General features: G+C 41.4%; 17 protein-coding genes. 16 read left to right on the forward strand and 1 reads right to left on the reverse strand.

Annotated features, from left to right (window positions below; translation table 11 throughout):
* From BLR54_RS08765 to BLR54_RS08840, 16 genes are all read left to right on the forward strand, one after another.
* Window positions 1–202 (forward strand): transposase (locus BLR54_RS08765; protein WP_176761901.1); only part of this gene is annotated, 202 nt, incomplete at its 5' end.
* Between the two features lie 241 nt (window positions 203–443).
* Window positions 444–2,171 (forward strand): glycosyl hydrolase family 18 protein, encoded by a 1,728-nt coding sequence (locus tag BLR54_RS08770; RefSeq protein ID WP_090419714.1) that lies wholly within the window; start codon window positions 444–446, stop codon window positions 2,169–2,171.
* Window positions 2,172–2,309: 138 nt separating this feature from the next.
* Window positions 2,310–3,374 carry an L-threonylcarbamoyladenylate synthase gene (locus BLR54_RS08775; RefSeq protein ID WP_090419718.1) on the forward strand — a complete coding sequence of 355 codons (1,065 nt, stop codon included), beginning with the start codon at window positions 2,310–2,312 and terminating at the stop codon, window positions 3,372–3,374.
* An 83-nt stretch (window positions 3,375–3,457) separates the two neighbouring features.
* Window positions 3,458–3,853, forward strand: a complete 396-nt coding sequence (locus BLR54_RS08780; RefSeq protein WP_242871233.1) for an arsenate reductase/protein-tyrosine-phosphatase family protein — start codon at window positions 3,458–3,460, stop codon at window positions 3,851–3,853.
* A 42-nt stretch (window positions 3,854–3,895) separates the two neighbouring features.
* Entirely contained in the window at window positions 3,896–4,381 is a 486-nt protein-coding gene (locus BLR54_RS08785) for a deoxycytidylate deaminase (protein ID WP_090419727.1), read from the forward strand.
* A gap of 2 nt (window positions 4,382–4,383) precedes the next feature.
* On the forward strand, window positions 4,384–4,692 hold the full coding sequence (locus BLR54_RS08790) for an AtpZ/AtpI family protein (protein WP_090419730.1): 309 nt from the start codon (window positions 4,384–4,386) through the stop codon (window positions 4,690–4,692).
* Between the two features lie 3 nt (window positions 4,693–4,695).
* Entirely contained in the window at window positions 4,696–5,097 is a 402-nt protein-coding gene (locus BLR54_RS08795) for a hypothetical protein (protein WP_090419733.1), read from the forward strand.
* A 4-nt stretch (window positions 5,098–5,101) separates the two neighbouring features.
* Entirely contained in the window at window positions 5,102–5,833 is a 732-nt protein-coding gene (atpB, locus tag BLR54_RS08800; RefSeq protein ID WP_176761902.1) for a F0F1 ATP synthase subunit A, read from the forward strand.
* 47 nt (window positions 5,834–5,880) lie between these two features.
* Window positions 5,881–6,138 (forward strand): ATP synthase F0 subunit C, encoded by a 258-nt coding sequence (gene atpE, locus BLR54_RS08805; RefSeq protein WP_028247235.1) that lies wholly within the window; start codon window positions 5,881–5,883, stop codon window positions 6,136–6,138.
* A 38-nt stretch (window positions 6,139–6,176) separates the two neighbouring features.
* Window positions 6,177–6,692, forward strand: a complete 516-nt coding sequence (atpF, locus tag BLR54_RS08810) for a F0F1 ATP synthase subunit B (RefSeq protein WP_090419736.1) — start codon at window positions 6,177–6,179, stop codon at window positions 6,690–6,692.
* Window positions 6,680–7,246, forward strand: a complete 567-nt coding sequence (gene atpH / locus BLR54_RS08815; protein ID WP_090419739.1) for an ATP synthase F1 subunit delta — start codon at window positions 6,680–6,682, stop codon at window positions 7,244–7,246. The genes atpF and atpH overlap by 13 nt, the downstream gene beginning before the upstream one ends.
* Window positions 7,243–8,748: a F0F1 ATP synthase subunit alpha gene (gene atpA / locus BLR54_RS08820; RefSeq protein ID WP_090419742.1), complete on the forward strand. Its 1,506-nt coding sequence runs from the start codon at window positions 7,243–7,245 to the stop codon at window positions 8,746–8,748. Before atpH ends, atpA begins: the two co-directional genes overlap by 4 nt.
* Window positions 8,749–8,763: 15 nt before the next feature.
* Window positions 8,764–9,630 carry an ATP synthase F1 subunit gamma gene (gene atpG, locus BLR54_RS08825; RefSeq protein ID WP_090419745.1) on the forward strand — a complete coding sequence of 289 codons (867 nt, stop codon included), beginning with the start codon at window positions 8,764–8,766 and terminating at the stop codon, window positions 9,628–9,630.
* Between the two features lie 22 nt (window positions 9,631–9,652).
* On the forward strand, window positions 9,653–11,047 hold the full coding sequence (atpD, locus tag BLR54_RS08830; protein ID WP_090419748.1) for a F0F1 ATP synthase subunit beta: 1,395 nt from the start codon (window positions 9,653–9,655) through the stop codon (window positions 11,045–11,047).
* Window positions 11,048–11,057: 10 nt separating this feature from the next.
* On the forward strand, window positions 11,058–11,459 hold the full coding sequence (atpC, locus tag BLR54_RS08835) for an ATP synthase F1 subunit epsilon (RefSeq protein WP_090419751.1): 402 nt from the start codon (window positions 11,058–11,060) through the stop codon (window positions 11,457–11,459).
* 104 nt (window positions 11,460–11,563) lie between these two features.
* Window positions 11,564–11,794, forward strand: coding sequence for a hypothetical protein (locus BLR54_RS08840; RefSeq protein ID WP_090419756.1), 231 nt, complete (start codon window positions 11,564–11,566; stop codon window positions 11,792–11,794).
* 71 nt (window positions 11,795–11,865) lie between these two features.
* On the opposite strand, the gene BLR54_RS08845 is transcribed toward BLR54_RS08840, so the two are convergent.
* A complete protein-coding gene (locus tag BLR54_RS08845) occupies window positions 11,866–12,483 on the reverse strand; it encodes a helix-turn-helix domain-containing protein (protein WP_090419759.1) in 618 nt (205 codons plus the stop codon).
* Between the last annotated feature and the right edge of the window lie 115 nt (window positions 12,484–12,598).

Raw genomic sequence — 12,598 nt, forward strand, 5'->3', positions numbered from 1 at the left:
AAGACATGCAAATTTAAAATATAAGTATGGGAATAGGCACTTTTGGTGTAGAGGATATTATGTGGATACAGTAGGAAAGAATGCAAAGAAAATTGAAGAGTACATAAGGAATCAATTAAAAGAAGACTTAGAGTACGATCAGATGACACTCAAAGAGTATATTGACCCGTTTACGGGTGAGCCAGTAAACAAAAGCAAATAATTAATGAGCCCAAGGGGCTCGGCAAGTAAATGATGTTGCGGCTGGCGAACCTTTCGATGAGTCTTTAGACTCCAGTGCCGGTAACAAGCCCTTATAGGGCTAGAACAAACCACCGGCTAAGCCGGTGGTTTTGATTTTCTTAAGAATAATTTAAGAATTAGTAGGCCTCTGTAAAGTGGAATTTGAAGGGCAGTTTTGTTATACTTTTACAAGGAAATCTATATACACAGAGGGAGAAACAATGGCTTACCGTAAAAGAAAAAAGAGACATTATATACCTAGAGGATACATATATATTGCAGCTGCATTAATGACCCTTTTGCTTGTCATTGGAGGAGTTATATATGTTAAGAAATATGCTCCTACCAGAGAGCATATGAAGATAACGGACTATTTCAAGGTTTATCATGAAAAGGAAGCGGCCGTTATTCTTAACGGAGAATACCAGCAGTTAGCGGAAGATAGCCAGTTTGGATATGCTATAGTGGAAGGCTCCAACCCATATTTGGAAATTGGATTTGTTAAGGAATATATTGATGATGGTTATGTTTACGATCCAACAGAAATTACCTTACGCTATGCCACTGATACAGAAATCTACACAGCTACCTTAGGAAGCAGTGATTATACAGTTGATAAAAACAATCAGAGCAATACAATTCCTGTTCTTTTAGCTCAGGATGACACTATTTATATTTCGGTAGATTACCTGGAGTTACTTTCTGATTTCGATTGGATGTATGTAGCTGATCCAGACAGAGTATTTATTAATACCTTGGGATTCAGCTGTGATACAGGTGTTGTAAAGCGTAAGTCTCAGATTAGAAAGCTCAATGGTCCTAAGAGTCCTGTTTTAGAGGATGTTAAAAAGGGTGAAGAGTTATTCGTCCTTAGAGATTCAGGAAACTGGAGCTATGTTTATTCAAAAGAGGGTGTTTGCGGTTGGATAAAAAATAGAGCCTTTTCATCAGGGGAAAAATATGAGGTTAAATCTTCTCACGAGAGAACTTATAGCCACATTTCTGCAGGAGAGAACATTTCCTTGTTGTGGCATCAGGTGACTTCACAGGCTGCAAATGGTGATATAGCAAGTGTTCTTGCAGATTCAGGAAAAATAAGCGTTATTTCACCAACCTGGTTCCACTTAAATGACAATAAGGGCGGTATAGCATCAATCGCAAACAGCAATTATGTAAGTGTATGCCATTCAAATAATATTCAGGTTTGGGGACTTGTTAGCAATTTGGAAAATCCTGATATTGATACAACAACCGTTCTCAATACCACATCAGCAAGAGATGCTTTGGTAAACAATCTTATTGCACAGGCTATTACCTATGGCCTTGATGGAATTAACGTGGATATTGAGCAGTTGGCTGGCGCAGCTTCAGATGGATATACTCAGTTCATCAAGGAACTTTCAATCAAGTGTGAAAAGAATGACATTATTCTTTCAGTAGATAACTATGTGCCAACTGCATCTTCAGCTGGTTACAATCGTAGCATTCAGGCTAAGTATGCAGACTACGTAGTCATCATGGGTTATGATGAGCACTATTCAGGCAGTGAAGAGGCTGGCTCAGTTGCATCCCTTGATTGGGTAAGGGAAGGCGTAGAAAAGACCTTAGATGAAGTACCAGCTGAACAGGTAATTCTTGGAATGCCTTTCTATTGTAGAGTATGGGAAGTAGCATCTGATGGAAGCGTTAAGAGCACAGCCTATGGTATTAATGCAATTCAAAGCTATCTTCGTACAAACGGTGTTACCACCTCATGGGACGAGACAGAAGGTCAGTATTACGGTGAATACACCAAGGGCGATGTTACTTACAAGATTTGGGTGGAGGATGAAACCTCTATCGAAGAAAAGCTTAAGGTTATGAAGGATTACAAACTGGCTGGTGGAGCCTTCTGGAAAAAGGGCTTTGACAGCACAGGAGTATGGAATATCATTGCTAAATACTTATAAGGAACATAATTTTGTCCTTATTATCTTCATTGAAGAAACATCAAAATCACAGAAAAATCATAGTTTTTAATGGGATTACGGGTGTTTCACACAGTTAAAAACATTGTGTTCTAAGGGAAAAGTGTTATAATTTTGAGTATGATTACTAGGATTATGGACGTATCCCAAGAGCCAATCAATATGGAAAATATCAGAGAGGCTGCTGAGATACTTAAAAATGGTGGATTGGTAGCATTTCCCACCGAAACAGTATACGGATTAGGCGGGGACGCCACGGACAAAGAGGCCTCAAGAAAGATATATCAAGCAAAGGGTCGTCCGTCGGATAACCCTTTAATTGTTCATATAGCAAAATTTTCACAGCTAGAGCAGATAACATCTGATTTACCAGAAAATGCAAAACTATTGGCCGATGCCTTTTGGCCAGGGCCACTTACAATGGTTTGTAACAAGAATCAGGTGATACCATATGAGACTACAGGAGGTCTTGATACAGTGGCAGTTAGAATGCCAAACAATCCTGTAGCCCTTGCACTTATCGAAGAAAGCGGCTGCATGATAGCAGCTCCAAGCGCCAATACTTCAGGAAGACCAAGTCCTACAAAGGCTGAACATGTATATCAGGACTTGTCAGGGAAGATAGAAGCAATCCTTGATGGTGGTGCTGTTGATATTGGTCTTGAATCTACCATTGTAGATTTAACGGAAGATGTTGTGACAATCCTTCGACCTGGGTTTATAAACATGGATATGCTTAAAGAGGTTGTAGGTGAAGTTAGAATAGATCCAGGTATAGTGTACAACGACAAAGGAACCACAGAAGGCGCAAAGCCAAAGGCTCCAGGCATGAGATATAAGCACTACGCTCCTAAGGGAGACTTGACAATTATCTCTGGTCAGGAAGATAAAGTGGTATCCACAATCAACAAAATGACAAAGCAGGCTATACAAAATGGTCAAAAAGTTGGTATAATAGCAACCTCGGCCACAAGGGATAGATATGAAGCGGGTGAAGTGCTTGTCATTGGAGACCGAGATGATGAGGGCTCAATAGCCCATAATCTATATGATATCTTGAGACAGTTTGATGAACTGGATGTAGATGTTATTTTTTCAGAAAGCTTTGCAACACCAAAGATGGGGCAAGCGATTATGAACAGGCTGTTAAAGGCAGCAGGGCAAAAGACTATAGAAGTTGGCTGATATTATAGTCTTAAGGGAGAAATGTAATGAAAGAAATTAATAGAGTGATTTTTGCCTCTGGAAGTGGAACTTCTCGTGCGCCCATGGCCACGGCTATATTCCATTCGTTTCCACATTCCAGGCCGATTATTTGTGAGGCCAGGGGATTGATTGTTCAATTTCCGGAGCCGTTGAATCAAAAGGCAGACGCCGTACTTATTAGTAACGGTATAGAGCTTAAGGATTATTCCTCTAAGCAGCTACAGGATTCGGATTTTTCCGACAACTCGCTGATAATTACAATGGAGGAAGGCCAAAGGCAAAAGATTTTAAGTGAATATGCAAACGCCACAGAGGAAAATACCAGACTTCTGAATGAGCTTGTGGGGGATGAGCTCGAAGTCATGGACCCTTATGGTGGTTCAGTACAGACCTACGGTTTGTGTTATGAGGTTTTGAAGGTATCTATTGAAAAGTTAGTAAAACTACTTGAAGTTTAGACTAGAATGTGCGGATAAAGCGCATGTATTGGAGGAGAGACCATGAGTGATAAGAGACTTGATTACATTAGCTGGGATGAATACTTTATGGGCGTAGCAGTATTATCGGGTATGAGATCTAAAGACCCAAATACACAGGTTGGAGCTTGCATTGTAAGCCAGGACAACAAGATTTTATCAATGGGCTACAATGGTTTTCCAAATGGATGTTCAGATGACGAGTTCCCTTGGGCAAGAGTAGGGGACCCTCTGGAAAATAAATATTTCTATACAACACACAGCGAGCTTAATGCAATTTTGAACTATAGGGGAGGTTCACTTGAAGGCTCAAAGCTGTATGTATCACTTTTCCCATGTAATGAATGTGCCAAGGCTATCATACAGTCTGGCATAAAAACTATTATCTATGATAGTGACAAGTACGAGAATACACCATCAGTTATAGCATCTAAAAGGATGCTTAGAGCTGCTGGAGTTGAGTTCTACCAGTATCAGCATACAGGTAGAGAGATTAGCATGACTCTATAATTATGAGAGACAAAAAGAAAACAAATAAAGAAGTAGCAAACTCATTAGTTATGGTGCTTCAGTTTAGTATAAATGCAATTGTTCCGATTTTACTTTGCACTGTAGTTGGCACTTTCTTGGCTCGAAAGTTTGATTGCCAAGGGATTGCTATAGGTGGAATTTTAATCGGTATATTGGCGGCTTTTAATGGGGCTTACAAGTCGGTAAGGGGGTATTTAAAAAACGAAGAATCTCCAGGACAGCGGGCGAGACGACTTGAGAGAGAAGCTCACGTTGATAATAAAGCTCAGGGAGAACTACATAAGGATTAAGACATGATTAAATGGATGAAGCGACTAAATCAAGCTCTACCAGGGCTTGTTTTGGGAATACTTGCATACGGACTACTTGTAGAGCTGATTGGTGTTTGGTTTGTCAGCGATAAAATCAGATATACCACAGGACTTTTAATCGGCGTAAGTTGTGCCTGCGGCATGGCAGTTCACATCGCAATGATTATAGAAGAATCAGTGCGAATCGGAGAGGGACACGAGAAATATCTCTCCTTCAAGTCGGTTATGAGATATCTGGTTTTGTGTGCAATTATGATTACGATGGCGTTTTTTAAGCTAGGAAATATGTTTACAGCGCTCATCGGTGTTCTTGGGCTCAAGGTTAGTGCTTATGCACAGCCTTTGCTAGATAAATTAATAAGAAAATTAAATAGAAGGAGGTGAAAGTGTGACAGAAGGAATTTTACTGGCCTCAAGCGATACTGTTGACATGATAAAAGGCTTATTTTCTTATAAAGTCTTTGGGCAGGAAGTATGGATTACAACGTCCCATGTTTGTATTGCAATCGTTTGGCTTTCCTTAGTGCTTTTTTCTATCATCGCTAATCGGAAGCTGAAGAATGCCACTGAAGTTCCTGATACCTTCCAAAATATCCTAGAGCTGATTGTAGGCTTGTTGGATGGAATTGTGGAAGGAAGTATGGGTAAGCACGCACCAGTGTTTGCAAACTGGATTTGTACCATTTTTTGCTTTATTTTGGTATCTAACTTATCCGGTTTAGTTGGCCTAAGACCACCAACAGCCGATTACGGTACGACACTGGCTCTTGCATTAATTACCTTTGTTTGCATTCATGTGGTAAAGGTAAGGCATCAGAGTGCAAAGGATATTTGGATTGACAAATGTTCGCCATTGCCACCATGGTTGCCAATTTGGCTTCCAATTAATGTGATTTCTGATATTGCAGTGCCTATATCAATGTCACTACGTCTATTTGCAAACGTTCTTTCAGGAACAATTATTATGGGTCTTGTGTATGGATTGCTTGGAAAATTCGCCTTAGTATGGCCTGCAGCTTTGCATGTATACTTTGATATTTTCTCAGGTGCAATTCAGACCTACGTATTCTGTATGTTAACAATGACGTACATCACTCAGAGCTACGGAGATAGTAATTAATCCAGGGCTCAAAAAACTAAAAAATTATTTTTAGGAGGGAAACTTTTATGAACATTTCAGGTACAGACTTAATTAAAGCTTGTTCAGCAATCGGTGCTGGTCTCGCAGTTATCGCAGGTATTGGTCCTGGTATTGGACAAGGTATCGCAGCAGGTCACGGTGCATCAGCCGTTGGACGTAACCCAGGAGCACAGGGACAGATCATGTCTACTATGTTACTTGGTCAGGCCGTTGCCGAGACAACAGGTCTTTACGGCTTAGTTATCGCCCTTCTGTTACTCTTTGTACAGCCACTAGTTGGTTAATTAGATCAGGAAGAAAAAATTAAGGAGGGCTAAAAGTTTTGGAAAGACTATTTGATTTGGACTTTCAATTGCTTAATGATGCTGTACTTTTAGCCATAGCAGTATTCTTCCTATTCCTTATAATGTCAAATCTTTTGTTCAATCCAGCTAGAAAGCTGTTACAGGACAGAAAGGATGGCATTGCGAGGGACATTGCAGATGCTAAAAGAGATAAGGAAGAGGCAGAAAAGCTAAAGGCAGAGTATGAAGCAAAGCTTAAGGACATCGGCAAAGAGAAAGATGAAATCTTAAGCGAAGCAAGACAAAAGGCCTTGAAGAATGAAACCAAGATTGTAAGCGACGCTAAGGAAGAAGCTGCAGCCATCGTTGCAAGAGCTAACGAAGAGGCTGAGCTTGAAAAGAAGAAGGTTGCTGACGAGGTTAAGCAGGAAATGATTTCTGTTGCTGCAGTTATGGCACAGAAGGTTGTAGCTGCTAACATGGACACAACCATTCAGAGTACCTTAGTTGAGCAAACACTTAAGGAGATGGGTGAGAAGACATGGCTAAATTAGTCTCAAACGTATATGGTGATGCGTTATTTGAGCTAGCCGTGGAAACAGGAAAGGTCGACGACTTCCTAAGTGAAGCCGAGGGTGTCATTGAAGTCGTGAAAACAAATGACGGCTTTTCTCAAATGATGAATCATCCAAAGATCAATAAAGAAGAAAAGCTTCAGATTATCGACGACATTTTCAAAGGCAGAGTAAGTGATGAGATGGTTGGACTCCTTAGAATGCTTGAGGAGAAAGATCACATCAAGGATACCGAAAGTGTTTTAACTTATTTCATTGAGAAAATCTATGAATACAAAAAGATAGGACGTGCTTTTGTATCCACACCTTTAGAGCTTACTGATGCTCAGAAAAAGGATGTTGAGAAGCGTTTATTAGAAACTACCGACTATAGTTCATTTATTATGGATTATACAGTAGACCCTGAGTTAATCGGGGGTATGGTAATTCGCATTAAAGATAGAGTTGTTGATAGTTCTATCAAAACTCAGATTAGTAAATTGTCACACGAGTTATCAAATATTCAATTGAAAGTAGGTGAATGCGCTCCATGAATTTAAAACCAGAAGAGATTAGCTCGGTTATTAAAGAGCAAATGAAACGCTATGCAGCGCAGCTTGACGTGGCAGACGTAGGAACTGTTATTCAGGTTGCCGATGGAATTGCACGTATTCACGGATTACAGAACGCTATGCAGGGCGAGCTCCTTGAGTTCCCTGGCGAAGTTTATGGCATGGTCTTAAACCTTGAGGAAGACAATGTTGGTTGTGTTCTTTTAGGAAACGACAAGAACATCAACGAAGGCGATCAGGTTAAAACAACAGGTCGTGTAGTTGAGGTTCCAGTTGGTGACGCAATGCTTGGACGTGTAGTAAATGCACTTGGACAGCCTATCGATGGAAAGGGACCTATTGAAACAACAAAGTTCCGTCCAATCGAGCGTGTTGCTTCAGGCGTTATTTCACGTAAATCCGTAGATACACCATTGCAGACAGGTATTAAAGCTATTGATTCCATGATTCCTATTGGACGTGGACAGCGTGAGCTTATTATCGGTGATAGACAGACTGGTAAGACTGCTATCGCAATCGATACAATCATCAATCAGAAGGGACAGGGCGTAAAATGTATTTACGTTGCAATTGGCCAGAAGGCTTCAACAGTTGCAGCCCTTGTTAAAACCTTAGAAGAATATGGTGCTATGGCATGGACAACAGTAGTTGCAGCTACAGCATCAGAGCTTGCACCTTTACAGTATATCGCTCCTTATTCAGGATGTGCTATCGGTGAAGAGTGGATGGAGAATGGACAGGATGTACTTATCATCTATGATGATTTGAGTAAGCATGCTACTGCTTATCGTACACTTTCATTACTTCTCCGTCGTCCACCAGGACGTGAAGCTTACCCAGGTGATGTATTCTACTTACACTCAAGACTTCTTGAGCGTGCAGCTAGACTTTCTGATAAGTTGGGCGGAGGCTCACTTACAGCATTACCAATCATTGAGACACAGGCAGGCGATGTATCTGCATACATCCCTACAAACGTTATCTCAATTACTGATGGTCAGATTTATCTTGAGACAGAAGCCTTCAACGCAGGTTTCAGACCAGCCGTAAACGCAGGTCTTTCAGTATCCCGTGTAGGTGGTTCTGCTCAGATTAAGGCTATGAAGAAAATCGCAGCTCCTATCCGTGTAGAGCTTGCTCAGTATCGTGAGCTTGCAGCTTTCGCACAGTTTGGTTCAGAGCTTGATGCAGATACAGCTGAAAAGCTTGCACAAGGTGAAAGAATCAAGGAGATGTTAAAGCAGCCACAGTATGCTCCAATGCCAGTAGAGTATCAGATTATGATTATCTATGCTGCTACAAAGAAGTATTTGCTGGATATTCCAACAGCAGATGTTCTTGCATTTGAGAAGGCATTGTTTGATTTGGTTGACACCAAATATCCAGAAATCCCAGAATCTATCAGAAAGACAAAGGTTCTTGAGGATGATATGGAGCAGAAGCTTATTTCTGCAATTGAGGAGTGTAAAAAGAGCTACAAGTAAGGAGGGTGATCTGTTATGGCCTCAATGAGAGACATAAAAAGAAGAAAACAGAGTGTCAGCAGCACTCAGCAGATCACTAAGGCCATGAAGCTTGTATCTACAGTAAAGCTCCAAAAGGCTCGTTCCAAGGCAGAGCAGACAACACCGTATTTCAATGCGATGTACAACACTATTTGTAGTATGCTTGCCAAGGCAGGAGAGGTAAACAACAAGTACCTTAGAGACAACGGTTCTAACAAGATTGGCGTTATCGTCATTACTTCTAACCGTGGTCTTGCAGGTGGTTACAATTCAAATGTTGTAAAAATGATTACCGGCTCTGAAATGAACCCAGAGGATGTGAAGCTTTACGTAGTAGGTCACAAGGGTGGTGAAAGTCTTTCTCATAAGGGTTATGAGGTTGTTAAGGACTATTCTCCAGTTATGGAGGCACCAACCTACGCAGATGCAATTGAAATCTGCAAGGACGTACTTGAAGCTTATGCAAGCGGGGAAATCGGACAGATTTACCTTGTGTATACACACTTCAAAAACACAGTTAGCCAGATTCCAAAGCTTATGAAACTGCTTCCAGCAGAGGTTTCAGAAGAGGATGTTGAGGCAGCTAAATCTTCAGGGGCAGAAGCTCTTATGAACTTCGAGCCAAATGAAGAGGAAGCTTTAGATCTCATTGTTCCTAAGTATGTAACTTCACTTGTATATGGCGCATTAGTTGAGGCTGTTGCTTCAGAAAATGGTGCCAGAATGCAGGCCATGGATTCAGCTACAAATAATGCTGAGGAAATCATTAGTGATCTATCATTAAAATACAATCGTGCCCGCCAGGGATCAATCACTCAGGAATTGACCGAGATTATCGCTGGTGCAGAGGCGCTTTCTTAAAAAAGCAGATAGGAGTGAAAAGATGGCAAATAATATTGGTAAAATCACTCAGATCATCGGTGCGGTACTTGACGTAAAGTTCGCTGAAGGCGAGCTTCCAGAAATCAACGACGCTCTTGAAATCACAAGAGAGAACGGTGAGAGACTGGTTGTGGAAGTAGCACAGCATTTGGGTGATGATACAGTTCGTTGCATTGCCATGGGTCCTACAGACGGTTTAGTACGTGGAATGGATGTTGTAGCAACAGGAGCACCAATTTCAGTTCCTGTAGGTGAGGCTACACTTGGTCGAATCTTCAACGTATTGGGCGAAGCTATTGATGAGCAACCAGCACCAGAGGGTGTTGATAAAATGCCTATTCATAGAAAAGCCCCAGCCTTTGAGGAACAGGCAACTTCAACAGAAATGCTTGAGACAGGCATTAAGGTCGTTGACCTTCTTTGTCCTTATCAGAAGGGTGGAAAGATCGGATTGTTCGGTGGTGCCGGCGTAGGTAAAACCGTACTTATTCAGGAGCTTATCCATAATATCGCTACTGAGCACGGTGGATACTCAGTATTCACAGGTGTAGGTGAGCGTACCCGTGAAGGTAATGACCTTTACTACGAAATGAAGGAGTCAGGCGTTATCGACAAGACCTGCATGGTTTTCGGTCAGATGAACGAGCCACCAGGAGCCAGAATGAGAGTTGGTCTTACTGGACTTACAATGGCTGAGTACTTCAGAGATAAGGGTGGAAAGGATGTGCTTCTTTTCATCGATAACATCTTCCGTTTTACTCAGGCTGGTTCAGAGGTTTCAGCCCTCCTTGGACGTATGCCTTCAGCCGTTGGTTACCAGCCAACACTTCAGACAGAGATGGGTGCTCTCCAGGAGCGTATCACATCTACAAAGAACGGATCTATCACATCGGTTCAGGCCGTATACGTTCCTGCCGATGACTTAACTGATCCTGCTCCAGCAACAACATTTGCTCACTTGGATGCTACCACAGTACTTGAGCGTTCTATCGCCGAGCTTGGTATTTATCCAGCGGTAGACCCACTTGGTTCTACATCTCGTATCCTTGACCCACGTATCGTTGGTCAGGAGCACTTTACAGTAGCACGTGGTGTTCAGGAGATTCTCCAGAAGTATAAAGAGTTACAGGATATTATCGCTATCCTTGGTATGGACGAGCTTTCAGAAGAGGATAAGCTTGTTGTTAACCGTGCTCGTAAGATTCAGAGATTCTTGTCACAGCCATTCTTCGTAGCTGGTCAGTTTACTGGTCTCGAAGGAAAGTATGTGCCAATCGCTGAGACAGTACGTGGCTTCAAGGAAATTCTTGAAGGTAAGCATGATGATATCCCAGAGAGTTACTTCCTTAATGCAGGTACAATCGACGAGGTTCGTGCCAAGATGAACGCAAAGTAGGAGGTGGCTTATGGCAGATAACACCTTTAAAGTTTCAATCATAACGCCTGAGCGAACCTTTTATGAAGGAGAGGCTGAGATGGTTGAATTTAATACAGTTGAAGGACAGATTGGTGTATATCCAAAGCACATTCCTTTGACTACTGTTATTGCGCCGGGCATCTGCACAATCCATGAGGCAGAAGGTCAGAAGAGAGCTGCTGTTCATGCTGGTCTCGCTGAGGTTCTGCCTGACAAGGTAACGTTGCTTGCTGAAATAGCTGAGTGGCCAGATGAGATTGATCTTGAAAGAGCTCGCAGCGCAGAAGATAGAGCAAGAGAGCGCTTAGCAAACAAGGCTGGAGATATTGATTTGCTTAGAGCTGAAGTTGCTCTTAAGAAGGCTTTAGTCCGTCAGGATTTAAAGGCTTAGAATTACTATTTGCGGTGAAATTCTAGATAGGTTCTTGAGAGGGGTTCTTCTCAAGGACCAGCTGGAAATAGTGATTATATTTTTTAGATGGGAGGAGTTGCACCATGTTAGATGCTGATACAAGGAGAGATATTGAGGACCTTAAGAGACAGTTATCAATCTTAGAGGGTCAGGAACAAGGGTTGCTCAAAGAACTAGAAACTTTACGTGCGCGAAAGACTGAAGTAAAGGACAAACTGAAGGTTTTGAGCGATGACGATAAGTATCAGCAGGATATGCTTACTATGGTCTATCAGCAGCGACATGGTAAGCCGCTCACTCCACCTACAGAGTAATAAATATATATATTTGTTATGTAATGTAAAAGGCACCGCGTTTGCGGTGCCTTGTTTTTTGATATTTACTGTTAATCTGCTTCTTTTGTAAGTACTTTCTTTTGCATACTCCACTTTCCACACTTAGGACACTTCATATATCTGGATCTTCCTGCGTGAGGAGCCAGGTTTGCTTGCCAGTAGCCTGGAACATGTCTATCAAAGCATTTTTGACACTCATAGTATCCAGCTTTCTGCTCAATTCCAACGGCAATAAATGCAAATGTCAAAATGATTAAAAGACCAAATACTATAAGACAAACTCTCAGATACACGGGCATTTCCAAAAATGATGCTATAAAACACATACCAATTCCAGCAAGAGTAGCAGGTACGCCAATAAAAATTTCCGTATTTAGTAACTGCTTATTTTTTTCTTCAATTTCCTTTCGCATTGCCAGAAGATTCTCTTCCGCCTTTTTGTCGTATGATTCTGTCATAATTTTTTCGCCCGACAGGAGTTCATTAACGTTAATATGAAGTAGCTGGCACAACTCAAGCATAATTCCTGTATCTGGCATAGACTTACCTGTTTCCCATTTACTAACAGCCCTGTCACTGACACCTATTTTCTCTGCCAAAATGGCTTGAGTCATACCCTGTTCCTTTCTGCATGATGATATGAATTTTCCAATCTTTATTTGATCCATGTCGGACCCTCCTTTCTTGAGTCCACTGTATCTTAATGTCGGTATTGTTAACAGGAACTGCTGGTTGAGTTATTGAAAATACGCTATTTTTCTGAATTTCTTAATCTATATTCTA

The sequence above is a fragment of the Pseudobutyrivibrio sp. YE44 genome, from assembly GCF_900104335.1.
Lineage (GTDB): Bacteria > Bacillota > Clostridia > Lachnospirales > Lachnospiraceae > Pseudobutyrivibrio.

Bases quoted from the DNA above. Each gene is read 5' to 3' on its own strand.
- BLR54_RS08770 (WP_090419714.1), top strand. From the start codon at position 444: ATGGCTTACCGTAAAAGAAAAAAGAGACATTATATACCTAGAGGATAC.
- BLR54_RS08775 (WP_090419718.1), top strand. From the start codon at position 2,310: ATGATTACTAGGATTATGGACGTATCCCAAGAGCCAATCAATATGGAA.
- BLR54_RS08780 (WP_242871233.1), top strand. From the start codon at position 3,458: ATGGCCACGGCTATATTCCATTCGTTTCCACATTCCAGGCCGATTATT.
- BLR54_RS08785 (WP_090419727.1), top strand. From the start codon at position 3,896: ATGAGTGATAAGAGACTTGATTACATTAGCTGGGATGAATACTTTATG.
- BLR54_RS08790 (WP_090419730.1), top strand. From the start codon at position 4,384: ATGAGAGACAAAAAGAAAACAAATAAAGAAGTAGCAAACTCATTAGTT.
- BLR54_RS08795 (WP_090419733.1), top strand. From the start codon at position 4,696: ATGATTAAATGGATGAAGCGACTAAATCAAGCTCTACCAGGGCTTGTT.
- atpE (WP_028247235.1), top strand. From the start codon at position 5,881: ATGAACATTTCAGGTACAGACTTAATTAAAGCTTGTTCAGCAATCGGT.
- atpH (WP_090419739.1), top strand. From the start codon at position 6,680: ATGGCTAAATTAGTCTCAAACGTATATGGTGATGCGTTATTTGAGCTA.
- atpA (WP_090419742.1), top strand. From the start codon at position 7,243: ATGAATTTAAAACCAGAAGAGATTAGCTCGGTTATTAAAGAGCAAATG.
- atpG (WP_090419745.1), top strand. From the start codon at position 8,764: ATGGCCTCAATGAGAGACATAAAAAGAAGAAAACAGAGTGTCAGCAGC.
- atpD (WP_090419748.1), top strand. From the start codon at position 9,653: ATGGCAAATAATATTGGTAAAATCACTCAGATCATCGGTGCGGTACTT.
- atpC (WP_090419751.1), top strand. From the start codon at position 11,058: ATGGCAGATAACACCTTTAAAGTTTCAATCATAACGCCTGAGCGAACC.
- BLR54_RS08840 (WP_090419756.1), top strand. From the start codon at position 11,564: ATGTTAGATGCTGATACAAGGAGAGATATTGAGGACCTTAAGAGACAG.
- BLR54_RS08845 (WP_090419759.1), bottom strand. From the start codon at position 12,483: ATGGATCAAATAAAGATTGGAAAATTCATATCATCATGCAGAAAGGAA.